The following is a 24,711-nucleotide window of genomic DNA, read 5'->3' as shown; positions in this document are numbered from 1 at the left end:
CTCCTTATAATTCTTTGGTCGGAACTATTTTGAGTGTAGCACAAATGACTTTTTTAGTTGTCTAGCTTAATTTTACAATCGGCGTAATATAAAATATACCATTTTATTAATAAAAATGCATACTAGTAAATGATATAATTCTTATAACAGGTTTGATCGCGAGAAAGGCCAAATAAAACGCTCTCCAAAATGTTAAAAAAAAGACAGGACGATGTATATTATACAAACAAGAATCGCTGACAACAGTGACTCGGATCCAGGAAATCAGTTTTATCCCCAGCTAGTTGGTGAATGCATGGAAAGTAATATACGTAGAAAGAGCTGATGACTAATGAATTATGAGTTTTTTTTAAGCAAAGAAGATCACAGAAGTTATTCATTACTTAAATATTTAGAAGCAAGCTCAAATTTATCAGAGTCAATATCGAATGTTCAAGAAGAGTTGTCGCTATCGACATTTCTCTTGAAAAAAACGATCGATAAGCTGAAACATGATTTACAAAAGTTCGATCTAGAGAAAAATTTGCGAGTAACCGTCAGTGAATTGGATATATGTCTGGAAATTAATGGAAAATGTTCTAGCAAAGCTCTGTTATCTCGTTATATAACGGATTCTTTATCTATGAAAATGGTATTGGCTTTCTTTCAGGAAAAATATATCTCAGTAGAAAATTTTGCTAAACAGCATCACGTGAGTTATTCTGTGGCTTATAAAGTATTACAAAGACTAAAAAGAAATCTTAAAAAATATCAAATTTTTTTTGAAAAGAGAAAGTTGACAGGGAATCCTAAAAACATTCGGCTTTTTTTATATAATCTTTTTAACTCAACAGAGATAAGTTTTGTGGAATTGTATACGCTACCTATAATTATAAAAACAGAAAAAATGTTAAAAGATTTAAAACAGTATTATCCTCTGTCTGCTTATGAAAAAAAGAAATTATTCCACTTTTTAGCAATCAACCTGTTGGCTGAACAAGCTGATTCTTTAGATATTGCTAGCAATCAGTCGCTATTTTTTTCGGATATAGGATTTTACCACTTAAAAGGAGTATTAGGAGAAAAATCCGTTATTTTTATCAATAAGACACTCTCTTGGCTTTATCTTCATGATAAATTGGATCAAAAATACTTGAGAAAAAATGAAGATGAAACAATCGAATGGTTGAATGAACGATTCATTGAAAGTTTTGAAAATCAGTTTAATCTGTTGCGAGAAGAGACGAGCCAATTGATCCGAAGAGAGTTAACCAAAATACATTTTAAACTTTTGCATTACACTATTAATAAAGCTGATGAATTTCCACTTGATGTTTCTTTTTTTAGAGAAAACTATCCAGCATTTTATTGCTATTTGATAGAGTATATAAATGATCTAACGTCAAAACGCAAAGAGTTGCTTCAAGATAAATTTTTTCTTTTTTTCAGTTATTTATTATTATTGATCAATCACATACCCATTCAACTGATTTCTGAACCAGTAAAGATCATCATCGATTTTTCTTATGGTGCTGCCTATAATCAATTTATCAAGAAAAATTTAAGCTTGTACATTAATCTGAACACGGAAGTGATAGAGGCAGGAAAGCCTGAGTTCCCGGATGTTATAATCACGAATAGGAATAATCTATATGAAGAAAGTGCATCTCAAGTAGTGGTTTGGCTCGATCCGCCAAGAGCAGTAGACTGGGGGAATCTTACAAAGATTTTGTTGACTATCCAAGAAGAGAAATACAAAGACAGCAAAATTGACAAGCAAATAGACGATTTTCCTGAAGAAATCATCGACAGGATCGAATAGTGAACTTCTTTTAGAAAGTCCGACTGCTTTTTCTAAAAATAAAAAAACTTGGTACGCAATCGCTGTACCAAGTTTTTTTATTTAGCTTTTGATTAAGCCATAAATAATAATTTATATAAGAATACTGCTACGACACCAGCACAGATAGGTGCTACAACTGGTACCCATGCATATCCCCATTGAGAAGAACCTTTATGTTTCAATGGAAGAAGTGCGTGTACAAGACGTGGAGCAAAGTCGCGGGCTGGGTTTAGTCCAGGACCTGTAGGACCACCAAGTGAAGCAACTAATGTCCATACAAGGAAACCGAGTGCTAAGTGAGCTGTACCAAGATTATCTTGGAAGAATGGTGCTTTTGTAATACCTAGGGCACCAAAGAATAAAACGAATGAACCAAAGAATTCATTGACGAAACCATTGAATTTAGAACCAACGCTGTTGATTGTTGAGAATGTACCTAACACATGGTTCACGTCTTCTGTTTGGTCGTAGTAAGGTTTGTAACAAGCTACTACGATCAATTGTCCAATCGCTGCACCAATCAATTGTGCAATGATATAAGGAACAACTTCAGCCCAAGGGAATAGACCATTAGATGCTAAAGCAATTGTAAATGCTGGGTTGATGTGGTTACCGCTGATTCCACCAAAAATCATTGCTGGCATCATAACCCCGAATCCATACCCGACAGCAATCAGCATCCAGTCACTGCCATATCCTTTTGTACCTTTTAAATCTACGTTTGCTACAGCACCGTTACCTAGAACGATTAGTAATGCTGTACCAATCATTTCCGCCGCAAGACGGGTCATTAGTGAGTAATCCATAAATACCTCCAAAAGTTATAAAAATGCAAAAAAAAAGAAACATCAACACGAAAAGCATCGGTGCAGTGTTTCGTGTCGGAAGGATTTCTGCAGTCTTAACAAATGTGAATAAAAAAATGAATTCCATTACTTATAAGAAACCAGACCAACAGTAAAACTCCAACTCTTTTTAAAAGTTCTCCACAAATCACCAAGCTTAACTATAAATATACCAAAAAAAAAACGTTTTTTTTCTCAAAAATTGTATCTTAGAAACAGCATGTTTTGAAACTTTCAGAAAAGGTTTGTTAGTAAAATGAAAGCTATACGTAAGGAGTGTTGTTTGATGAAATTTTTTCAAGAGTTTTTCATTATTATTTTCTTTTCTGTATTAGGAGAAGGCATACGGATTTTTGCTCATTTACCTATTCCTGGAAGTATCTTAGGTATTCTTTTTTTATTTTTAGCATTTGAAATGCATCTTGTTGATCCTGAAAAAATCGGAGCAACTGGTGATTTTTTATTGAATAATCTAGCTATTTTATTTGTTCCTGCTGGTGTAGGTTTATTGGAATATTTTGATGATATTGCTTCGATATGGCCTGTTTTACTGGGAGCAGTCGTCGTGTGTTCCATCGTCACGATGGTTGCAGCGGGAAAAACGGCAGAAGGTGTAGAAGCTTTGCTGGGCTATGTCCGTAAGAAAAAAGCAGGAAGGGTATCTGTAAACGAAATGGAGGAAAATCAAATTGACTGAGTTTTTTGTGAATCCACTATTTGGCTTAAGTTTGACTTTAGGAGTGTATGTATTATCTGATAAATTTTTGCGGAAATATAAACTGCCTGTTTTGAATCCTCTCGTATTATCGATTGTTGTTATTATCTTATTTTTGCATTTTTCTGGGATCAGCTATAAAGACTATAATATCGGGGGCAATTTTTTGACTATGCTGATTACTCCTGCGACAGTGGCACTTGCCATCCCTCTTTATAAAAACTTCCGTTTACTGAAAGAGAATTTTTATCCTGTAATGGCTGCGATTTTAGCAGGAATAGTCGCAAATTGCTTGGTTAGTGTAGGGTTCGGTTACTTCTTCTCTCTTCATAAAGAGATGGTGATCTCATTACTACCTAAATCTGTAACGACGGCTATTTCTGTCGATTTATCTCATACGATGGGCGGGGTGAATGCCGTGACACTTGCTATTGTTGTCTCTACAGGTATTTTTGGTTCGCTGATCGCCACTCATATTTTCCGCCTATTCAAGATCGAAAGTCCAGTTGCTCGCGGTGTGGCGTTAGGAAGTACTTCTCATGCTATCGGTACAGCAAAAGCAATCGAGATTGGCGAAATAGAAGGAATCATTTCCGGACTTGCGATATGCGTAAATGGGATATTGACCGTTTTGTTGCTGCCGTTATTCTTTCAGCCTTTTGCTGGCTTGTTTTGATGCGAAAACCACTATTTTATGCTACAATAACCAAAACGTTCGAGCATAAAAAAGGAGGGAAAGACGTGTATTTGTCTTCCGAGTATCTTAAACAATTTGATAAAGATCTATATTATAAGATTCTCCTCCTAGAAAGTTTTGAGGATCAAGCTTGGCATACCGCTGCACAATTAGCGCAAGTTGTTCAGCTGGATGCCCGCAGCGTGTCGAAATACCTGAACGAGCTGTCTAAAAACTATCAGCAGTTTAGCGGTAAGACACACCCTTTGTTTACAAAAAATCACCGTTCTGGTTATAACTTTTATGATACGCTCGATTCAATTGAACATGAGCGTTTTTTGATCTATCTCGTGCAAAGTACGCTGAAATTCCAGTTGCTGCACGACATTTTTTTTGAAGAATTCCATACAATGTACCAATTTGCGCAAAAGCATTACATTAGTGAATCTACTGCTCATCGAAAAATCAATGAATGGAAACAGCAACTGCAAACTTACGGAATTCGGCTGCAACGAGGTACATATATCGCTCAAGGCGAAGAAGAAATCATTCGACTTTACTTGCATATGACATTCTGGCAGTTGTTTCGAGGGAAAATCTGGCCATTTGAAACGATTTCTCAAATGGACGTAAAGAATATGGCAGAACATATCATGGCTTTTTTTAATGTTCGTCTGAACGAGATCAAAAAAAGACGATTGGAATACATGCTAGGTGCCTTTTTTTTAAGAAAATCACAGAAGCATTATGTTGTATTGAATGAGAAAAAAAGACGGCTGATTTCTGACAATCTGTTGTTCCAGCGATTTTGCCAAGTCATGGAGCCGGTATTTCCTAATTATTTTCAAGTAGAAGACGAGTTAGGCGCATTATTTCTTGTACTGATGACTCGTGAAGAATATTATAGTGATCCTAAGATACGGAAGAAAATTTTTGATTTTCATCAACAAGCAAAAACACCGCCCTTTACAGCCCTTTCAGAAGCAAAAGCCGCTCTTTCTCTTTATCAGGAAGAGCAGGGGCTGCCAGCAGAAAATCTAACCTTCGAGGCAGAAAACTATTTATTCAGCAGTCATTTTTTCGCCTATCTTTTTCCTAATGCGAAAGAAACGATTGATGGCAATAGTAGTGATTTTATTAATCATTTAGTTATTGAAAACAAGGAATTGAAACAATGGCTCGTACATTTTTTTGAAAGTAGACACAAACATCCCAATCATCTGGCATTTAAAAATCATGCGTTTTTGATGGGTCGGTATCTGACTGTGTTTAAAACATTAGGAGCCTTTACTCCACAGCTTCCAAAGATCACGATCCTTTTAATGACAGATTTCCCATTATTTGAAGAGCAACTGTTAGAGGAGGGATTACGGACATTTTTCCGTAATGAGTATCAGCTGATTTTTCTGCCAACAGATTATCGGGGGAGAGAAGTTGATCTTCTGATTTCGACAAGTAAAGTCCACCGCAAACCATGGGCGGATCTTGACTATTTTATTGTGACCGAAGAACTAAAATTAATTGATTACATCCAACTATCTCAAAAATTTGAAATGATTCAAAAAAAAACTATTAAAACAATAACAAAGAAGGAGAAAAAAGATGACATTTGAAGAAATTTTACCAGAATTGAAAAAAGGTGCAAAGATTATTCGTAAAGGATGGAGTGGATTTGAACTTTATGTTGTTCTCGTATCCGATGATGAATTTGATGGCTGTCCAGTGACACCTTACTTATTGATCAAAACAAGTGACGAAGGTTTTTCCAGCTTCGCTCCTACAGTTTGTGATATTTTAGCAGATGATTGGGCGATCGTAGAATGAAAAACCAGTATCCAGATCTAGCTAAACAGGTTGTATTTATCACAGGAGCTGCTTCTGGAATTGGTGCTGCGCAAGCCCGAGCGTTTCTTGAACAAGATGCTTTTGTATTTGGATTAGATCAAAAGTTCGGTAAAATGGAAGAACTCTCTTTGCGATTTCCTGAAACTTTTGCCTACGCACTAGGTGATGTTCGACAAATGAAAGAACTCCAACAAGCGGTATCGAAATGCCAGGATCGTTTTGGTGAAGTTACGATTTTACTGAATACATCGGGGATATTGGATGCCTACAAACCATTGATGGAAACTGACGAATCGCTGTGGGATCTTATTTATGAGACGAATGTGAAAAGCATGTATCAGCTGACAAAAATCATCCTTCCTGATATGATCCGCCGAAAAAGCGGAACAATCATCAACATGGCTTCGATTGCGGGTTTGGTTGCTGGCGGAGGTGGGATCGCTTATACAAGTGCGAAACATGCAATCGTCGGATTTACCAAACAACTCGCTCTGGATTACGCAGGACAGGGTATCCGAGTAAAAGGAATTGCTCCAGGAGCCATCCAAACACCAATGAATGCGGCTGATTTTGAAGGGAAAGGTGAGATGGCTGAGTGGGTCGCAAATGAAACACCAGTCAAGCGATGGGCACAGCCGGAAGAAGTAGCTGAGCTGACGTTATTTCTTGCCTCTCCTCAAGCAAGCTACATACAAGGAACGATCATCCCAATCGATGGCGGATGGTTGTTAAAATAACCTTGTGTTTTTTTCAAGCTTCTGTATGATAAAACTAAAGAGAGAAACAACGGTTGATGATAAAAGAAAGTCGATGACTGTTCCCGACATTCGATGCCGAACAGCCAGTTCAAAAAATTCTTTTTAATAATCGTTAATATTCGAAACTAAGCGGCTTTTCACGACCTTTTGATATAAACGGTGTTCAAAAGCTTGCAACTGCGGTAACAAGTCCAGCCAAATGAAAAATATAAGGAGCTATTTTTATTTGACTATTCTTATTACTTGTTGCAGGGCAGCTTTTTCACTACCTTCTGCGGCACTTCAGTTGGAATTTTCTTCCCATCCTTTGGTCGCAGTCATTACCAAGATAAAATTATCTTGCAAAGGAGAAATAGAACATGGAAAAAAATAATACCCGTTCAGCCAAACGCTGGACAACGACAGATGTGACTCGGATGGCGCTAGTCACTGGTTTATATGTGGCAGTGACGCTGGTTTTGTCTGTCTTTAGCTTTGGAGTGATTCAGATTCGTCTCTCGGAGATGTTCAACTATCTGTCCTTGTATAACAAAAGATACATCGTCGCGGTAACAGCGGGAGTAGCTTTGGCTAATATGGCTTCTCCTCTTGGACTGATAGATGTTGTAGTAGGAAGCGTCAGCACGCTGCTTGTATTGCTTATCAACTATAAAATCACTAGTCGCATCAAAAACATGAAAATCAAAATGGCTGTGACAGCATGCGTATTTGCTTTTTCCATGTTTACAGTAGCTGGTCAGCTAACGATTTTATATCAACTACCTTTTTTCTTGAATTGGTGGGTGATTGCTTTAGGAGAATTGGCATCAATGATTGTCGGTGGGATAATTATTTATTGGATCGGTAAAAAAGTGGATTTGTCAAAATAAAGATCTGTTTAATTTAAAATATGGCAGCGTAGAAGAGACTTTGAGTCTTCTTCCATGCTGCTTTTTTGATTAATTTGTATGAAGAAATCGATTTAGCCGTTTTTTCATCAAGATACCGATATAAGCTGCTCCAGTTGCCTTGATTGCTTCCGGCAGTAAAAACGGCAGTAGTCCACTGGCAAATGCAGTTGTAAAAGTAAGATCACCACTTATTTTCAGCCAGATCGTTCCGCAGATCAATGCAGCAAGAGAGCCCATTAGATTGGCAAAGATTGCATATAAGTAATGAGCATCCGTTCTTTCGATCATCCAACCAGTTATCCACGTTTGTAAGAGAAATCCAATCAAATATCCGCCAGTTGGCCCAAATAAAACAGCTATACCTCCAGTCATCCCTGAAAATACAGGAAGACCAATCAAGCCAAGTAAAAGATAAACTGCAACAGATATCAATCCTAGTTTTCTTCCGAGAAAAGTTGCTGTTAATCCAATAGCAAATGTTTGCCCCGTCAAAGGAACCAAGCCAAAAGGAATGGTCATCTGAGAAAGGACAGAAATAATCGCGGCAAATTCCGCAGCAAGTATTAATTCTTTCAATGTTCGGTTCATAATGCCCTCTTTTCGTTAACTTAATATTTTTATTTGGTTAACGAAATTGTAAAACAAAGTGATTACTTTGTAAATAGAAAATATAAAAAAAGACCAGCTATCCAATAGATAGCGGTCTTTTTCAAGAAAGCTTTTGAAATTATAAGCTTTGGTTGTAGTATTCAACGACAAGAGCTTCGTCGATTTCTGGATATAGTTCGTCACGTTCTGGTAAACGAGTCAATGAACCTTCCAATTTTTCAGCGTCAAAGCTTACGAATGCTGGGCGTCCAACAGTTGCTTCTACAGCTTCTTTTACTGTTACGATGTTTTGTGATTTTTCACGAACTGAGATCACTTGACCCACTTCTACGTGGTATGAAGGGATATCAACGCGTTTGCCATCAACTAAAATGTGACCATGGTTAACTAATTGACGTGCTTGACGACGAGTCGTTGCAAGTCCTAAACGGTAAACAACATTGTCTAAACGTTGTTCTAGTAAGATCATGAAGTTAACACCATGTTTACCTTCTTTGATTTTGCTAGCTTTTACGAACAAGTTACGGAATTGACGTTCGTTCATTCCGTACATGTGACGAAGTTTTTGTTTTTCAGTTAATTGCATGCCGTATTCTGATTGTTTGCCACGGCTGTTAGGTCCATGTTGACCTGGTGCGTAAGGGCGACGTGCTAATTCTTTTCCTGTGCCTGACAATGAGATGCCTAAGCGACGAGAAATTTTCCATGATGGTCCTGTATAACGAGACATTAAAATTTCCTCCAATGAATATAAGTTTTTGGAGTAAAATAATCCGTTGAAAAATTCATAATCATATAGTTTGTTCTTCAATCTTCACCTTTGCAGCCGCGGTTACACAATCGAACCCGAGACGGGGCAACAAACTAGGGATGAGTTATTATTTTTCTGCTGCATTATTTTACACAAACTACAGTATATGATAGATCATCCACGAATGTCAAGATAATTAGTACATAAAAACGCTTTACAAACCTAGGCTGTCTTTATAAAATGAGAGGGTATGTGCAAATGGAAAAAAGCGAAGGAAGTTTAAGGAGAAAATCAATGAATCCGGTATCACCATTATTTGAGAAAATCGATGCTTCAATTGAAAAGAAGGCGAATCTTTTTGAAAACAGCTTTTCACGTTACGCTGTTCGAGCGGTTCTCGCCTGTTTGTTTTTGACTTTAGGAACGGCTGTGGCATTTGCAATCGCGATGAAGGGGGAAGATATCGCGCATGGTCTAGGAAAGATTTTATACGCATTTATGTTCAGCTGGGGTCTGGTCATGATTCTATACATGAACGCTGAATTAGGAACATCGAATATGCTTTATATGACCGTGGGTGTTTTTCGGCAGAGACTTGCTTTAAGTAAGGCAGCCAAGATTCTATTTGCCTGTATTTTTTTCAATATGATTGGCGGTATATTATGTGGATTTCTTATTTCTATGACTACGCCATTTCAAGATTTAACGTTGGACAACTTTATGTTAGAATCAATAGCAGTAAAACTAGCAAAACCTGCAGCAACGATTTTGGTGGAAGGGATGTTTGCGAATATCGTTGTCAATACCGCTGTACTGATCAGCATGCGGATGAAAGAGGATGCCGGGAAAGTGATCACAGTCGTATTCATCATTTTCATTTTTGCTTTGGCAGGAAATTATATTGGTGGCGGTTTAGTAATGGGACTGGGATATGCTTGGCTGAATCAGTCAAAATCATCCTATGTGGACTAAAAAGTCGTTCATTAAAGGGGAAGTGCCATGGAAGTTTTAGTTTTTCCAAAAAATGAGGAAAAAGCGTTACAAATGGAAAAGTACATGAAAAATCTTTTTTCCTTTGCTGGAGTACCTAAGCCGGAACGCGCTCTTTTACAACAACCGTTACTGGATGAGAGCAAAAATTTATCTATTTCTGAAGTTTTAGCTTTTGTTTATTATTATTATGAACAAATCGAAAGAGAGTATCAGTATGTAGCGATCGATTTAGTCCAGAAAAACATCAAACGGCTTACATTTGAAGACTTAGTCGTATTGTTGCCACTAGTTCAGAAAAAAGAATGGTGGGACAGCATCGACTCTTGGAGAAAAGTATACAGCACATGGTGTAAAGCCTACCCAGAGCAGCGTGAAGAAGTCTTTCAATTGTTTGAAAAAAAGGAAGATTTTTGGCTACGTCGAATAGCAATCACGTTGCAATTAGGTTATAAACAGCAAACAGACACAGGACTATTGATCCGAGCAATAGACGAAGATCGTCAAACAAAGGAATTCTTTATCCAAAAAGCAATTGGTTGGGCATTACGCGATTACAGTAAGACCGATGCCGATTGGGTAAAAAGACAGCTGACAACAGATTTGAGTAAGTTAGCTGTTCGAGAGGCAAGTAAGTATTTATAAGAAAGCGAGACGACAAGAGATGAGACGCAAATTATTTGCTTTTGATATTGATGGAACGTTGTTAGATTCAAACAAACAAGCTTTAGATAGCACGAGAGAAGCATTGGAAAAATTACGCAAAGCCGGTCATCTGGTCACGATTGCTACAGGGCGGAGCCGATTTCATGCGCAAGAGATCATTCGCGATCTTGATTTTACGAACTACATTTTATGTAATGGAGCGGCCGGTTTTTTAGACCATGAACAAGTATATAAGAATTTACTAGATCGCGACCAGTTGGATGCGTTCGTTCAAGAAGCGCATCATGAGCAGATCGATACAGCTTTTGTCAGCTTAGACAATATCAAGCGTTCTTCTTCCAATGATGTAACGGTGATGGAAGAAGCGATGCATTCTTTCGGTGCTGTCTTGCCTGAATTAGATCAGTTTTTTGCAGAGGAACAAGAAATATACCAAGCGTTAGCATTTTTCGATCAAACATATGATGGGAAGTTCTCTTCATATGATAAAATTCGATTTGTCCGCTGGCATGAGAACAGTGTAGATGTCGTACCTAAAAATGGTTCTAAAGCAGCGACAATTCTGCACTTAGCAGAACAAGTAGGCATCCCTCATGAAGACATCATCAGCTTTGGCGATGGACAAAACGACCGTGAAATGTTGCGCATGTCAGGAATTGGGATAGCTATGGGGAATGCTGTGCCAGAAGTACAAGCAGAAGCTAAGATGGTCACTGATACAAACGATCAGGATGGAATTTGGAAGGCATTGAAAGAGTTAAGCGTGATTTAAAAGAGGTTGTGAAAAAGCTGTTCTGCATCAAGTAATAAGCCCAGCCAAACAAAAATAGCTCCTCCTATTTTTCGTTTTTCTGGGCTTATTACCGCAGATGCAAGCTTTTGAACACCGTTTAAGGAAGAGGTCGTGACAGAAGTGGTCAGTTTCAAGAAATAAGAAGGGATTTACGAAAATTGCTTCTCAAATTTTTGTAAAATTACGGCTTATTTCTGAAGAAGTAGATGAAACAACGTTTATTCGGGAAATGGGACTGTGACAAGATGTTTGTCATAGTCCCATTTTTTTATTTTATTTTTCAAAACTAAGAAATACCAGGAAAGAGTTCCTTTTGTTTGACCTTTTCTTTCTTATTGAAAACAACTATAATATAGAGTGATGTTAAAAGAGAAGAGGAATTTAGTGTGCGGGTATTGTTTATTGGTGATGTAGTAGGTTCAATGGGACGAGAGATGATTACTGAATATCTTCCTAGATTGAAGAAGAAGTACCGTCCGCAAGTAACGATTGTAAATGGTGAGAATGCCGCTTCTGGACGTGGAATCACAGAAAAAATCTATAAAAAATTTTTGCAAGACGGCGTAGATGTCGTGACGATGGGGAATCATACGTGGGACAACCGCGGAATCTTTGAGTTTGTAAATGAAGCTAAAAAGATGGTTCGTCCGGCAAATTTTCCGGAAGGGACGCCTGGACAAGGGATGGTCTTTGTCAAAGTGAACCAAGTCGAACTGGCAGTGATCAACATGCAGGCTCGTTCTTTTATGGTGGACTTGGATGATCCTTTTCGTAAAATGAATGAGCTGGTAGAAGAAGCCAGAAAACGTACGCCGATCATTTTTGTAGATTTTCATGGAGAAACAACAAGTGAAAAACAAGCAATGGGCTGGTTTTTAGATGGGAAAGTTTCAGCAGTGGTCGGTACACATACACACGTTCAGACAAATGATGCGCGAATTTTGCCAAGAGGAACAGCGTATCTGACAGACGTTGGGATGACAGGTCCCTATGATGGTATTTTGGGTATGCGCAGAGAACCTGTAATCGAAAAGTTTCTGACCGCATTACCAAAACGTTTTGAAGTTGTGGAACAAGGCCGATCGATTTTAAGCGGCTGTATCTTGGAATTGGATGATACGACAGGTCATGCAAAAGAAATCCAGCTGATTCAGATCAACGATGATCGACCGTTCATGGAGTAGAAAGAGAGGCAGTTTTTTGCAGCAGGAGCCGGAAATTCAAAAAGAAGTAAGGAAACTGACAAAACTTTTAAGAGAGAATGAAACGATCATTCGCTACAAAGAACTTGAAGAAAAGATCCAGCAAAACCAGTATTTAGCTGAGTTGAGAGAAAAAATCAAACAAGCGCAAAAAGATGCTGTTCATTTTGCCCACTATGACAAACCAGCAGCAGAACAAGAAGCAATCAAACAAGCGGATCAATTCATGCAAGAATTTGATCAGCATCCGCTTGTTGTAGCTTATAGAAAACAGCTGTTGGAAGCAGATGATCTGCTTCATCATTTAACAACTATGATACAAGAAGAAATCAATGGACAAATAGAGGAGGAAAAACATGCCTCAAAAAACTAAAAATACTCCTATGATGGAACAATATCTAAGCATCAAGGCCCAATACCAAGATGCTTTTTTGTTCTATCGTTTAGGAGACTTTTATGAACTATTTTACGAAGATGCGATCAAAGCGTCACAGCTTTTGGAATTAACGTTGACGAGCAGAAATCGAAATGCAGAAGAACCTATTCCTATGTGCGGTGTACCTCACCATGCAGCACAAGGATATATCGATGCCTTGATTGAAAAAGGCTATAAAGTAGCGATTTGCGAGCAGGTAGAAGATCCAAAGACGACTAAAGGGATGGTCAAGCGCGAAGTGATCCAGCTAGTCACTCCTGGTACAGTCATGGACAGCAAAGGATTGTCGGCAAAAGACAACAATTTTTTAACAGCTGTAGTTAGTCAAGGAAATGAATTTGGCTTTGCTTATGCCGATTTAAGTACGGGAGAATTGAAGACGGCTCGGTTGCATGATGAAGAAGCTGTTTTAAATGAAGCCTCTGCATTGCAGACAAAAGAACTCGTATTAGGCAGTGAGATCACTGATACCCTTCGTGAACAGCTAAGCGGGCGTTTAGGGCTAGTCTTTTCTCAACAAAATGAGATGGAAGAAAACGCGGAATTTAGCTTTTTGACAAGCGAACTAGTCGATCCGCTGGAAAAAGAAGCAACCGGCAAACTATTGACTTATTTATCGGTGACACAAAAGCGGAGTTTAGCTCATATCCAAAAAGCAGTAGAATACCAACCAGATCATTTTTTGAAAATGGATTATTATTCAAAATTCAACCTAGAATTAAGCCAATCTATTCGGACTGGGAAAAAGCACGGCACTCTTCTATGGTTGTTAGATGAAACAAAAACAGCAATGGGTGGCCGTTTACTAAAACAATGGCTAGACCGTCCGCTTATCCAGGCAAAACAAATTAAAGCAAGACAAGAAATGGTCGCTTCTTTGCTAGACAGCTATTTTGAACGTATCGATTTGCAGTCAGCATTAACGAAAGTCTATGATCTGGAACGCCTAGCAGGTCGAGTAGCTTTCGGTAATGTCAATGGGCGAGACTTGATCCAGCTGAAAACTTCTTTAGAACAAGTGCCAATGATCAGAGGGTTGATTGAAGGAATCGATCAAGGTCAATGGCAAAGTCTGCTTTCAGAAATGCAGCCGATGGACCATCTCGTCCAATTGATCGACCAAGCTATCCAAGATGATCCGCCGTTACAAATAACGGAAGGAAACATCATCAAAGATGGATTCAATGAGCAGCTCGATATGTACCGTTCTGCTATGAGAAACGGAAAGAAATGGTTGGCAGAACTTGAAGCAAAAGAGCGTCAAGAAACAGGAATCAAAAACTTAAAAATCGGATTTAACCGCGTTTTCGGTTATTATATAGAAATCACAAAAGCAAATCTTGGAAATGCAGAACTGGAGAAGTATGAACGAAAACAAACTTTAGCAAATGCAGAGCGTTTCATCACACCAGAACTAAAAGAATTGGAGACACAAATCCTCGAAGCAGAAGAAAAATCTGTTGATTTAGAATATCAGTTGTTTTTAGCTGTGAGAGAAGAAGTCAAAAAGGCTATCCAGCCGCTACAAGTACTTGCAAAAGCAATCAGTGCAGTAGATGTGCTACAAAGTTTTGCAACGATCAGCGAACGCTATCAGTATGTTCGGCCAGAACTTGTCAGTGACAAGCATCAGCTTCTGATCAAAGACGGACGACATCCTGTAGTAGAAAAAGTATTAGGACATCAGGAATATATCCCTAACAGCGTAGAAATGGCAGAAGACGAAATGATCTTGCTGATTACAGGACCGAATATGTCTGGTAAAAGTACGTATATGCGACAGTTGGCATTAACTGTTCTGATGGCGCAAATGGGCTGTTTCGTTCCGGCAAAACAAGCAGTTTTACCTATTTTTGATCGGATTTTTACCCGAATTGGTGCAAGTGACGACTTAATTGCTGGACAAAGTACTTTTATGGTAGAGATGATGGAAGCCAATCAAGCCCTGCGTTATGCTACGCCAAACAGTTTGATTTTGTTTGACGAACTAGGGCGAGGAACAGCAACCTATGACGGAATGGCGTTGGCCCAAGCAATCATCGAATATATCCATCGTCATGTACAAGCAAAAACACTCTTTTCTACTCATTATCATGAACTGACGGTACTTGAGAAAGAACTTCCGCAGCTTAAAAATGTCCATGTTGGAGCCGTTGAAAAAGACGGAGAAGTTGTCTTCTTGCATAAAATGATGGATGGACCTGCGGATAAAAGCTACGGCATACATGTGGCAAAGATCGCAGGATTGCCTTCCAATCTACTAGAACGAGCAGCAGATATCCTGCATACGCTAGAAAATGGCGATAACGGACACCATACTGTTCCAGCTGAAGTAGAAGAGAAAACTAAAACAGCCAAACAGGAGCAAATAAAACCACCTGCAGAAAAAGTAAATCAAGACCATATACAAGACCGTGTAAAAGAAGAAAACCAACAGCTTTCTTTATTCAGTGAATTATCCGAAAATGAAACAGAAGTCATTGAATCACTGAAGCAAATAAATTTACTAGAAATGACGCCAATGGATGCACTAAACACATTATATGAATTACAAAAACAACTGTAGGAAGAAGGCGGATATCGATGGCCAAAATCCAAGAATTATCTGAACGTTTAGCTAATCAGATCGCTGCGGGAGAAGTAGTGGAGCGACCAGCTTCCGTTGTGAAAGAATTAGTGGAAAATGCAATTGACGCCGGCAGTACTCAGATTGATATCTTAGTTGAAGAAGCGGGACTGCGGACGATCCAAGTGATTGATAACGGAGAAGGCATTTTGGCAGACGACGTAGAGAATGCCTTCAAGCGGCATGCGACAAGTAAGATCCATAATCGCGACGATCTTTTTCGCATACGAACGCTGGGCTTTCGAGGGGAAGCTTTGCCAAGTATTGCCTCTGTTTCTGAAATGACTCTGGAAACGGCGAATCAGGAAGAAAAACAAGGCACCTATCTGTCGCTGAAAGGCGGAGAAGTTATTGAGCATCGACCAGCACCACTGCGTCAAGGAACGAAGATTACCGTCAGCAATCTGTTTTTCAATACGCCAGCCCGCTTGAAATACGTGAAAACACTGCACACAGAATTAGCGAACATCGGGGACATCGTCAATCGACTGGCATTGAGTCATCCATCGATTGCTTTTCGTTTAGTACATGATGGAAACAAAATGCTGGCAACTGCTGGAAATGGCGATCTGAAACAAACAATTGCGGGAATCTACGGATTATCTACCGCAAAAAAAATGCTGAAAATCGAAGGAAAAGATCTAGATTTTGAGTTATTTGGCTATGTTTCATTGCCTGAGGTGACTCGTGCCAGTAGGAATTACTTATCGACGATCATCAATGGACGTTTTATCAAGAACTTTTCCTTGAATAAAGCAATCGTTGCAGGTTATGGGTCAAAATTAATGGTCGGTCGTTTCCCTATTGCTGTATTGGAAATCAAAATGGACCCGCTTTTAGTAGATGTAAATGTTCATCCGACGAAGCAGGAAGTCCGGCTGTCGAAGGAAAAAGAACTAACAGAGCTAATTAGTAACGCCATTCAAAAAGCATTGTCTCAAGAAAATCTGATTCCAAGTGCAGCGGATAATCTACGGTTTAAGAAAAAAGTACCTGATCAGCCTAAAACAGAACAAATCGAAATCGATTTGTCCTACGCTTTTGAAGAAGAAAAACCTAAAAAGCCAAGTAGTTTGAATTTTGATCGAGAGACAGGTACCTTTTTCGTAGAAGAACCAAAGAACACATTTGTTGACAGAATTGTTGATAAGTCTGTGGAAAATGTTGAAAACTATTCTGGTTTTTCTGAAGAAAACACCACTTATCCAGAAAAAACAGCGAAAACGGTGGATAAGTTTGGTGAAAATGTTGATAACTTTGTAGAAAAAACAGTGGAAAAATCTGAAAAGAAAGAATTTCCCATTGTGGATAACATGGAGAAAACAAATGAAGAACAAGCAGATAAATCCGTAGAAGAGGATGAAAAGATTTACGAGGAAGAATTGACACTCCATCCTGAATTTGATTTCACTCAAGGAAACGACAAAACATTAGAACAAGCCATCAAGAAATTAGAAACGGAAAAACCAGTACAACGTTTTCCTCAGTTGGAATATTTTGGACAGATGCACGGAACGTATCTTTTTGCCCAAAGTAGCGATGGGTTGTACATCATTGATCAGCATGCTGCCCAAGAGCGCGTTAAGTATGAATATTTCCGGGAAAAAATTGGGGAAGTATCTGATGATCTGCAAGAATTGCTTGTTCCATTTGTGTTAGACTATCCAAACAGTGATGCTTTGAAATTAAAAGAGCAAAAACACTTGCTAGAAGATGCAGGGATTTATTTAGAAGAATTTGGTCAAAACAGCTTTATTGTACGGGCCCATCCTACTTGGTATCCCAATGGAGAAGAAGAATCGATTATTCGGGAGATGATCGATATGCTGCTGACAACTGGAAGTGTGAGTGTAAAAAAATTCCGTGAAGCAACAGCAATCATGATGAGTTGCAAACGATCGATTAAAGCCAACCATTATTTGAATGAAGCACAAGCACGTGTGCTGCTGAAGGATCTGGCACGATGCGAAAATCCTTTCAATTGTCCCCATGGCCGTCCAGTATTGATTCACTTTACCAATTCGGATATGGAAAGGATGTTCAAACGAATCCAAGACCCGCATTAAGTCAAAGAGAAGAGGGAAAACATGAAGATTGTATTAGCATCCCAATCACCAAGAAGAAAAGAGTTATTGGCTCATATCGTTTCAGAATTCGAGATTGAACCTGCTGATATCGATGAAACGCCATTTCCAGACGAACAGCCCGTCGATTATGTTCGTAGAATGGCTGAAGAAAAAGCACGAACTGTCTGGGAACAAGATGAAAAAGAAGACCATTTAGTGATTGCCAGTGACACGACTGTTGTTCTCAATCAAGAGATCATGGGTAAACCAGAAGATCTGGCTGAGGCTGAATTCATGCTGAAAAAACTAAGCGGGGAAACACATACTGTATATACAGCTGTTGTTTTAAAAACAAAGGAACGAGAAGAACGGATACTAGCAGAAGCACATGTCACTTTTTATCCTTTGACAGACGAAGAGATCAAACGCTACTTGGAGACGGGGGATTATGCGGATAAGGCAGGGGCATACGGCATCCAAAATGCTGCGAGTGTATTCGTCAAAGAAATTTCTGGAGATTATTACAGTATCGTAGGATTTCCGATTGGTGCTGTCAATCAGGCACTGAAAACATTCATTTAAACAAAAAAGCGGACTATCTGATTTTCGATTGAAAATCCATGATAGCCCGTTTTTTTTATTGAAAAGATTACTTATCTACTCTGACTAAGATTTTACTTCAGCTTTACCGACTGCTTCGCCCGGGCGAACAAGTCCTGATTGGTCAAGAGAAAGTCCTGCAACTTTTTCATTATTGGTCAAAGCAACAATAATGTCAGTTTTCTTGCCAGCTTGTTCTATTTCTGGCAAATCCATTTCAGCAATCAGGGTCTCTGGTGTGACAAGGTATCCTTCTTTCACGAATACATTGAAAGGAACACCCTTTAGTTCAACAGTATCTAATCCCATGTGAACAAGTACTTCCAGCCCCTCATTAGAAAGAATACCAATGGCATGTTTTGTTTCAAAGACACTCGTCACTTTACCGTTTACTGGTGCATAGACTTTGCCGTTTGACGGTTCGACAGCATAACCGTCACCCATCATTTTTTGTGAGAAAACTGGGTCATTTACTTCAGTTATTTCCTTGATGGTCCCTGCAGCGACTGCGAATAATGTTTCTTTTGTTGCAACTGCCGTACCAGTTGCTGAAACAGGTTCGAAAGACTGTGGCGTTGCTGTTGCGCCATTTGCTGTTTGAAGTTGTACATCAGCAGCATTTTCAGGAACAGCAGGATCAATCTTATTCAAAATTCCCTGACGTCTAAAGATGATCGTCAAGCCAAATGGAATGATGACAGCAATGATCATTGCGATGATGAAAGGTACCCATGTTTCTGCTTGGATAGCTAGTATTCCTGGCAAACCGCCTACTCCGATCGCGTTAGCTCGAACACCCATCAAGTTAGCAAACATGCCAGCTAATCCAGAGCCGACCATTGCAGCGACGAAAGGATAGACGTATTTCAAATTGATTCCGAACATAGCAGGTTCAGTTACGCCTAAGTAACAAGAAATCATTGCTGGAATCGAGATTTGTTCTTCTTTTTTATTCCCACGATGTAAGAAGATGATGGCTAAGACTGCAGAGCCTTGGGCGATATTTGATAAAGCAATCATCGGCCATAAATTCGTTGATCCGAAATCTGCAATCAGCTGCATATCGATGGCATTGGTCATATGGTGGAGACCAGTAATCACTAAAGGAGCATACAGGAATCCGAATACGGCACTAAACAACCAGCTGATAGAAGACGTCAATCCAGTATTTACGATATTTGAGATCCAGCTTCCGACTGTCCAGCCGATAGGACCTAAAATAACGTGTGCAGCTAAAACAGTTGGTAACAATGAAAACAATGGAACAAAAATCATCGAGATCGACTGAGGGATATATTTGCGGAAGAAGATTTCTAGATACGCTAACATAAACCCTGCCAGCATGGCTGGAATAACTTGCGCTTGATAACCAATCATCTGGACTTGAGCAAAACCAAAATCCCAAAATGGAATATCTGCTGCGGCTGTGGAAGCTACACTATAAGCATTTAATAATTGCGGAGAAACTAACGTAATTCCTAAAACGATTCCTAATATTTGTGTAGTACCCATCTTTTTTGCAATACTCCAAGTGATACCTACTGGAAGAAAATGGAAAATTGCTTCACCCGGTAACCACAAAAAGGCATTGACACCATTCCAAAACTTCGAGTGTTCAACGATTGTTCCACCAAGACTTTCAAACTGGATACCTTCAAGTACATTTCTGAATCCAAGGATCAATCCACCGACAATGATTGCAGGAATCAGTGGTGTAAAGATTTCTGCTAAAACGGCAATAGCACGTTGAACGGGATGAAGGTTTTGTTTTGCAGCTGCTTTTCCTTGTTCTTTGGAAACCCCTTCAACTCCAGATACTGCAACGAAGTCGTTATAAAAAGTAGAAACATCGTTTCCTATGATGACTTGGAACTGTCCTGCATTCGTGAACATCCCTTTTACGCTAGGTATATCTTCGATCGCTTTTTCGTCCGCTTTTCCTGGATCATTCAGGACAAAACGCATACGAGTCGCACAATGACTAACTGCAGCAATATTTTCTTTTCCGCCGATATCATGTAACAGCTTCTCGGCATCTGCTTGATATTTTGCCATATCAATAAACCCCTTTCTCTTAACTTGTCTATGCAAGTTGTTTCTTCATTTACTATACTTTTTTTCGGAGAGAATTGCAAGCGTTTTATTAAAAAGTACGAGAGAAAATGATATCGTTTTAAAAAGCTTAAAATAAGCTTTTCTTAAAAATAGGAACATTGAAATACAAAAAGAGCTGTAGTATAGTGAAGAAATGATGGAAGAACGAGTGAGGGAAAAAACATGAATAAGTTCAATGAAATTTTTTTAGATTTGGAACAGAAAATTTTAGCGAAAGAATATCCTCCGCATTCGCTTTTACCCAGTGAGAACCAATTGATCAAAATTTATGGTGTTTCACGAGAAACAATTAGAAAAGCGCTGAATCTTTTGACTACGGAAGGTTATATTCAAAAAAAACAAGGAAAAGGTTCGATCGTACTGGATCGGAATCGCTTCGACTTTCCTATTTCTGGATTGACTAGCTATAAAGAGCTACAGGAGACCCAACGTATTCCAAGTGAAACGATCATCCATACGTTAGAAGAAACAGAAGTGACAAAAGCATTGAACGAGATCACTGGCTGGGAGATCGGTGCGCCTGTTTGGCATTTGATACGCGAAAGAAAAATCAATGGCGAAGTAGTTATATTAGACACCGATTATCTATTAAAGGAAATCGTTCCTATTTTAACTCCAGCACAAGCACAAGGATCGATCTATGAATATTTTGAAAATGAGCTTTCTTTGACGATTGCTTACGCGCAAAAGGAGATCACAGTAGAAGAAGTAACGGAAATCATGAAAACAGCGATGGATCTTCACGATGACACTTATGCAGTAGTAGTCAGAAGCCTCGTTCATCTGGAAGATACCCGCTGTTTCGAGTATTCTGAGTCGGTTCACCGATTAGATAAATTCCGTTTCGTTGAGTTTGCCCGACGCCGAAAAGTGTAAATAGTTCAAAAGAAAGCAAATTGTTGGCATCTGTCCACTTTGGCGCTATGATAGGATCACAAAGGGGGCATTTTTAATGGATAAACCAATAAGACCAGAAAAAGAAGAACTGAAAGAAAAGTTATCACCCATGGCTTATGCAGTCACACAAGAAAATGCAACAGAACGACCATTTAGCGGGAAATATGATGATTTTTACGAAAAGGGGATCTATGTAGATATCGTCAGCGGTGAACCGTTATTCAGCTCTGCAGAAAAATATGATGCAGGTTGTGGCTGGCCATCATTCAGCAAACCAATAACGAAAAGACAAGTGCGCGAAAAAGCCGATTTTTCTCATGGCATGCATCGAATAGAAGTTCGAAGCAAAGAAGCAGATTCTCATCTCGGACATGTGTTTACCGATGGACCAGTAGATCAAGGTGGTCTACGTTACTGCATCAATTCTGCCTCACTGAAATTCATTCCATATGAAAAGATGGATGAATTAGGTTATGGGGAATTCAAATCACTTGTAGAATAATGGAAATACACAAAGAGCGGTACAATACGGGGATTTACTCGATCGTCCGCTCTTTTTTTATTCAAGCGATTGCTATTTGAAAGAAACGCTCCCCAGACTCCTTTTTTCACAAGGTGAAATGTGCTACAATAAAGGGAACGTATGTGTGCAAAAGAAAGAGGACTAGAATATGTATGAATATCTGACAGGTGTGGTTACCTTTATCAACCCCTATTACATAGTAGTAGAAACCAATGGTATCGGCTACCAGATTGCACTAGGAAATCCTTACCGCTACAGTAGCAAACTAAATCAAAAAATAAAAATTTATGTCCATCAGGTAATACGTGAAGATGCGCATCTTCTGTATGGATTTGATTCGCTAGAAGAAAAGCAACTGTTTTTGCGATTAGTAAGTGTTTCAGGAATCGGTCCGAAAAGTGCCCTTGCAATCATGGCAAGCGAAGACCACTCCGGTTTGATTCAAGCAGTAGAATCCAGTGATGTCACTTATTTGACGAAATTTCCAGGAGTAGGGAAAAAGACAGCACAACAAATGATCTTGGATCTAAAAGGAAAATTCGGTGAGCTGAGTATCGATACACCTTTTAGTCTATTTGATGAAGCAAACACAAAAGACGCTACAGCTCTATCTGAAGCAATGGAAGCTCTCTCGGCTCTTGGTTACAGTGATCGAGAAATCAAACGTGTAGAAAAACAATTAAAAGAAGTAGATAATCAGACAACGGATGAGTATCTACGCCAAGCACTCAAGCTAATGATGAAAAAATAAGGAGGAGACCAAATGACAGATGAATACTTGTTATCACCAGAATCTGGCGAAAATGAACTGAGTTTGGAAAAATCTCTTCGACCACAGCTGCTTTCTCAATATATCGGACAGAGAAAAGTCAAACAAGAACTTCAGATTTACATCGAAGCTGCCAGAAATCGGGAAGAACCTTTAGATCATGTTCTGTTGTACGGGCCTCCTGGATTAGGAAAAACGACGATGGCCATGGTCATTGCTAATGAGATGACCGTAAATATTCGTACGACGAGTGGCCCTGCTATCGAACGTCCGGGTGACTTAGTAGCAATCTTGAATGAACTGGAAGCAGGGGATGTCCTGTTTATCGATGAGATCCATCGATTACCTAGAGTGGTAGAAGAGATGCTTTATTCAGCTATGGAAGATTTCTATGTAGATATCATGGTAGGACAAGGGCCAACCGCACATCCGGTTCATTTCCCTCTTCCTCCCTTTACTTTGATTGGCGCGACGACACGGGCAGGTATGCTTTCTGCACCTTTACGAGATCGATTTGGCATCATTTCTCATATGGAATATTATGACGAACAGGATCTGCAGGAGATCGTTTTACGTTCTTCGGATATTTTTCAAACAGAGATCATTGAAGAAGGGGCATTGGAAATTGCTCGCCGATCACGAGGAACGCCTAGAATCGCTAATCGCTTGCTCAAACGGGTTCGTGATTTTGCGCAAGTCCAAGGAGACGGGAAAATCGATCGTCCTATAGCGGATCAGGCACTTACTTTGCTACAGGTCGATCAGGCTGGATTGGATTATGTTGACCAGAAATTGTTGCGAACAATGATCGAGTTATATGGCGGCGGACCAGTAGGATTAAGTACGCTTTCAGTAAACATAGGAGAAGAGCGTGAGACGGTAGAAGATATGTATGAACCGTATCTGATCCAAAAAGGATTTTTAAAGCGTACACCTAGAGGGCGAATTGCTACTGCTTATGCCTATGAACATTTTGGTTACGACTATCATATATGATTTTTGCTTTTAGATTGGAGGAAAATGAATGAGTGATACAACACGTACGAAACAATTGATCAAAAACGTATTGATTGATTTGTGCCAAACGCAATCTTTTCGAAAAATCAGCGTCCAAAAAATCGCAAATGAAGCAAAAATCAATCGACAAACATTTTATTATCATTTTACAGATAAATACGATTTGCTTCGTTGGGTCTATTGTGAGGATGCATTGCATTATTTAGATCCACAATGTCTTTCACTTGATAATTGGGAAGAGCAAGCATTGAAAATGCTGAAAGCAATTGCTGAGAAGAAAGAATTTTATGCAAATACTGTGCTTTCTGACCCAGAAATTTTACAAAAAGAGTTTTCTCAACTGATCCAAAAATCATTTATCAAGATTTTTGAACAAATGGATGAAGAAAGACAACTTTCTGCAAGAGACAAACTATTTTATGCTCGTTTTTTTTCTTACGGTTGCAGTGGTGTATTAGTCAATTGGATCACGAATGAATATGAAGAAACACCGATGGAAATCGCTATGCAGCTTTTCCGTTTAGCCAAGGATACGGAATTATATTCTTATCGTCTTTATGCAAAAGAAGAGTTGGAAGAACAGTAATAGAAAAATTTTTTGTTGGAAAAGCAATGATCGCTAAAAGGAGATGGGGAAATGACAAAAATTTTATTTGTTTGTTTGGGAAATATTTGCCGTTCACCGATGGCAGAAGGCTTGCTGAGAAAACGAATAGCATTAGAAGGAAGGGAAGCAGAATTTTTTGTGGATTCTGCTGCTACAAGCACGTATGAAGTTGGAAAGACACCGCACCCTGGAACGAAAAAAATATTAAACCAAGAAAAAGTAGATATGACGAATATGGTTGCTCGGCAAATCACACCCCACGATTTTGAAACTTTTGATTGGATCATTGGCATGGATCAAGAAAATGTAGAAGAACTGAAACGAAGAGCACCACGCTCAGCGCAGGGGAAAATCCATTTGTTTTTAAGTAGCATTCCTGGAAAAGAAAAAGAAAATGTTCCCGACCCATACTATACCAATAACTTTGATGAGACATATCACTTGATCACAGAAGGCCTGAATCATTGGTAGAATATTTGGATTGATGAAAATA

The 24,711-nt window shown here is 39.0% G+C and carries 26 protein-coding genes; 21 read left to right on the top strand and 5 right to left on the bottom strand.

All coding sequences use genetic code 11. From position 1 onward, the window contains the following. Window positions 1–331: 331 nt before the first annotated feature. Window positions 332–1,801 carry a helix-turn-helix domain-containing protein gene (locus DIZ30_RS13660; protein ID WP_002294277.1) on the top strand — a complete coding sequence of 490 codons (1,470 nt, stop codon included), beginning with the start codon at window positions 332–334 and terminating at the stop codon, window positions 1,799–1,801. Window positions 1,802–1,893: 92 nt separating this feature from the next. On the opposite strand, the gene DIZ30_RS06335 is transcribed toward DIZ30_RS13660, so the two are convergent. Continuing rightward, complete coding sequence (locus tag DIZ30_RS06335; protein WP_002290500.1) at window positions 1,894–2,628, bottom strand: MIP/aquaporin family protein; 735 nt, start codon at window positions 2,626–2,628, stop codon at window positions 1,894–1,896. 325 nt (window positions 2,629–2,953) lie between these two features. Here DIZ30_RS06335 and DIZ30_RS06330 point away from each other — a divergent pair, with 325 nt between their 5' ends. The 6 genes from DIZ30_RS06330 to DIZ30_RS06305 all read left to right on the top strand — a co-directional run bounded on the left by DIZ30_RS06330 (window position 2,954) and on the right by DIZ30_RS06305 (window position 7,530). Beyond that, a complete protein-coding gene (locus DIZ30_RS06330) occupies window positions 2,954–3,364 on the top strand; it encodes a CidA/LrgA family protein (protein ID WP_002294274.1) in 411 nt (136 codons plus the stop codon). Then, the gene (locus DIZ30_RS06325; protein ID WP_002294273.1) at window positions 3,357–4,058 is read left to right on the top strand and encodes an LrgB family protein; all 702 of its coding nucleotides are present in this window, start codon (window positions 3,357–3,359) and stop codon (window positions 4,056–4,058) included. The genes DIZ30_RS06330 and DIZ30_RS06325 overlap by 8 nt, the downstream gene beginning before the upstream one ends. Further along, entirely contained in the window at window positions 4,058–5,671 is a 1,614-nt protein-coding gene (locus DIZ30_RS06320; protein ID WP_002348592.1) for a helix-turn-helix domain-containing protein, read from the top strand. Before DIZ30_RS06325 ends, DIZ30_RS06320 begins: the two co-directional genes overlap by 1 nt. After that, window positions 5,661–5,882, top strand: a complete 222-nt coding sequence (locus tag DIZ30_RS06315; RefSeq protein WP_002290506.1) for a DUF2829 domain-containing protein — start codon at window positions 5,661–5,663, stop codon at window positions 5,880–5,882. Before DIZ30_RS06320 ends, DIZ30_RS06315 begins: the two co-directional genes overlap by 11 nt. Beyond that, window positions 5,879–6,640, top strand: coding sequence for a 3-oxoacyl-ACP reductase (locus tag DIZ30_RS06310; RefSeq protein ID WP_002297929.1), 762 nt, complete (start codon window positions 5,879–5,881; stop codon window positions 6,638–6,640). The genes DIZ30_RS06315 and DIZ30_RS06310 overlap by 4 nt, the downstream gene beginning before the upstream one ends. Window positions 6,641–7,020: 380 nt before the next feature. Beyond that, a complete protein-coding gene (locus DIZ30_RS06305) occupies window positions 7,021–7,530 on the top strand; it encodes a QueT transporter family protein (protein WP_002294268.1) in 510 nt (169 codons plus the stop codon). 69 nt (window positions 7,531–7,599) lie between these two features. Here the strand turns inward: DIZ30_RS06305 and DIZ30_RS06300 are convergent, their stop codons facing one another. Together DIZ30_RS06300 and rpsD are read right to left on the bottom strand one after the other, a co-directional pair. Further along, window positions 7,600–8,139, bottom strand: coding sequence for a biotin transporter BioY (locus tag DIZ30_RS06300; RefSeq protein ID WP_002297927.1), 540 nt, complete (start codon window positions 8,137–8,139; stop codon window positions 7,600–7,602). Window positions 8,140–8,278: 139 nt separating this feature from the next. Continuing rightward, the gene (gene rpsD / locus DIZ30_RS06295; protein WP_002294265.1) at window positions 8,279–8,890 is read right to left on the bottom strand and encodes a 30S ribosomal protein S4; all 612 of its coding nucleotides are present in this window, start codon (window positions 8,888–8,890) and stop codon (window positions 8,279–8,281) included. A gap of 261 nt (window positions 8,891–9,151) precedes the next feature. Between rpsD and DIZ30_RS06290 the strand changes: the two genes are divergently transcribed. The 3 genes from DIZ30_RS06290 to DIZ30_RS06280 are packed head-to-tail and all read left to right on the top strand — an operon-like array spanning window position 9,152 to window position 11,339. Continuing rightward, window positions 9,152–9,883, top strand: coding sequence for a formate/nitrite transporter family protein (locus DIZ30_RS06290; protein ID WP_174130979.1), 732 nt, complete (start codon window positions 9,152–9,154; stop codon window positions 9,881–9,883). Window positions 9,884–9,910: 27 nt separating this feature from the next. Then, on the top strand, window positions 9,911–10,546 hold the full coding sequence (locus DIZ30_RS06285; RefSeq protein ID WP_002294262.1) for a DNA alkylation repair protein: 636 nt from the start codon (window positions 9,911–9,913) through the stop codon (window positions 10,544–10,546). Between the two features lie 19 nt (window positions 10,547–10,565). Beyond that, entirely contained in the window at window positions 10,566–11,339 is a 774-nt protein-coding gene (locus tag DIZ30_RS06280; RefSeq protein ID WP_002294261.1) for a Cof-type HAD-IIB family hydrolase, read from the top strand. Here the strand turns inward: DIZ30_RS06280 and DIZ30_RS13655 are convergent. Continuing rightward, window positions 11,336–11,494 (bottom strand): hypothetical protein, encoded by a 159-nt coding sequence (locus DIZ30_RS13655; protein ID WP_002297924.1) that lies wholly within the window; start codon window positions 11,492–11,494, stop codon window positions 11,336–11,338. The two genes, DIZ30_RS06280 and DIZ30_RS13655, sit on opposite strands and share 4 nt — an antisense overlap. Window positions 11,495–11,746: 252 nt before the next feature. On the opposite strand from DIZ30_RS13655, the gene DIZ30_RS06270 reads away from it, so the two are divergent. From DIZ30_RS06270 to DIZ30_RS06250, 5 genes are read left to right on the top strand one after another with little or no spacing between them, the layout of a single operon-like run. Continuing rightward, window positions 11,747–12,544: a TIGR00282 family metallophosphoesterase gene (locus DIZ30_RS06270; RefSeq protein ID WP_002297139.1), complete on the top strand. Its 798-nt coding sequence runs from the start codon at window positions 11,747–11,749 to the stop codon at window positions 12,542–12,544. Next, on the top strand, window positions 12,522–12,935 hold the full coding sequence (locus tag DIZ30_RS06265; protein ID WP_002297923.1) for a YlbF family regulator: 414 nt from the start codon (window positions 12,522–12,524) through the stop codon (window positions 12,933–12,935). Before DIZ30_RS06270 ends, DIZ30_RS06265 begins: the two co-directional genes overlap by 23 nt. Next, window positions 12,919–15,564, top strand: a complete 2,646-nt coding sequence (gene mutS, locus DIZ30_RS06260; protein WP_002297135.1) for a DNA mismatch repair protein MutS — start codon at window positions 12,919–12,921, stop codon at window positions 15,562–15,564. The genes DIZ30_RS06265 and mutS overlap by 17 nt, the downstream gene beginning before the upstream one ends. A gap of 17 nt (window positions 15,565–15,581) precedes the next feature. Further along, window positions 15,582–17,690 (top strand): DNA mismatch repair endonuclease MutL, encoded by a 2,109-nt coding sequence (mutL, locus tag DIZ30_RS06255; RefSeq protein ID WP_061573432.1) that lies wholly within the window; start codon window positions 15,582–15,584, stop codon window positions 17,688–17,690. A 21-nt stretch (window positions 17,691–17,711) separates the two neighbouring features. Beyond that, on the top strand, window positions 17,712–18,272 hold the full coding sequence (locus DIZ30_RS06250; protein WP_002294256.1) for a nucleoside triphosphate pyrophosphatase: 561 nt from the start codon (window positions 17,712–17,714) through the stop codon (window positions 18,270–18,272). 84 nt (window positions 18,273–18,356) lie between these two features. Here DIZ30_RS06250 and treP read toward each other — a convergent pair whose 3' ends face one another. Further along, window positions 18,357–20,345 carry a PTS system trehalose-specific EIIBC component gene (gene treP / locus DIZ30_RS06245; RefSeq protein WP_002297133.1) on the bottom strand — a complete coding sequence of 663 codons (1,989 nt, stop codon included), beginning with the start codon at window positions 20,343–20,345 and terminating at the stop codon, window positions 18,357–18,359. A 222-nt stretch (window positions 20,346–20,567) separates the two neighbouring features. On the opposite strand from treP, the gene treR reads away from it, so the two are divergent. From treR to DIZ30_RS06215, 6 genes are all read left to right on the top strand, one after another. Further along, window positions 20,568–21,281: a trehalose operon repressor gene (treR, locus tag DIZ30_RS06240; RefSeq protein WP_002294254.1), complete on the top strand. Its 714-nt coding sequence runs from the start codon at window positions 20,568–20,570 to the stop codon at window positions 21,279–21,281. Window positions 21,282–21,357: 76 nt separating this feature from the next. Beyond that, window positions 21,358–21,804, top strand: a complete 447-nt coding sequence (gene msrB, locus DIZ30_RS06235; protein ID WP_002294252.1) for a peptide-methionine (R)-S-oxide reductase MsrB — start codon at window positions 21,358–21,360, stop codon at window positions 21,802–21,804. Window positions 21,805–21,973: 169 nt separating this feature from the next. Continuing rightward, a complete protein-coding gene (gene ruvA, locus DIZ30_RS06230; RefSeq protein WP_002290528.1) occupies window positions 21,974–22,576 on the top strand; it encodes a Holliday junction branch migration protein RuvA in 603 nt (200 codons plus the stop codon). Between the two features lie 12 nt (window positions 22,577–22,588). Further along, entirely contained in the window at window positions 22,589–23,590 is a 1,002-nt protein-coding gene (gene ruvB, locus DIZ30_RS06225; RefSeq protein ID WP_002289812.1) for a Holliday junction branch migration DNA helicase RuvB, read from the top strand. A gap of 28 nt (window positions 23,591–23,618) precedes the next feature. Next, window positions 23,619–24,197, top strand: a complete 579-nt coding sequence (locus tag DIZ30_RS06220; protein WP_002289813.1) for a TetR/AcrR family transcriptional regulator — start codon at window positions 23,619–23,621, stop codon at window positions 24,195–24,197. Between the two features lie 51 nt (window positions 24,198–24,248). Continuing rightward, the gene (locus tag DIZ30_RS06215; RefSeq protein WP_061573431.1) at window positions 24,249–24,689 is read left to right on the top strand and encodes a low molecular weight protein-tyrosine-phosphatase; all 441 of its coding nucleotides are present in this window, start codon (window positions 24,249–24,251) and stop codon (window positions 24,687–24,689) included. Window positions 24,690–24,711: the final 22 nt, after the last annotated feature.

Origin of the sequence: Enterococcus sp. H57 (genome assembly GCF_003112495.1) — a bacterium.
Taxonomy (GTDB): domain Bacteria; phylum Bacillota; class Bacilli; order Lactobacillales; family Enterococcaceae; genus Enterococcus_B; species Enterococcus_B faecium.
Note: the sequence above shows the minus strand (reverse complement) of the source record. Positions and strands in the feature narration are given on the sequence as shown.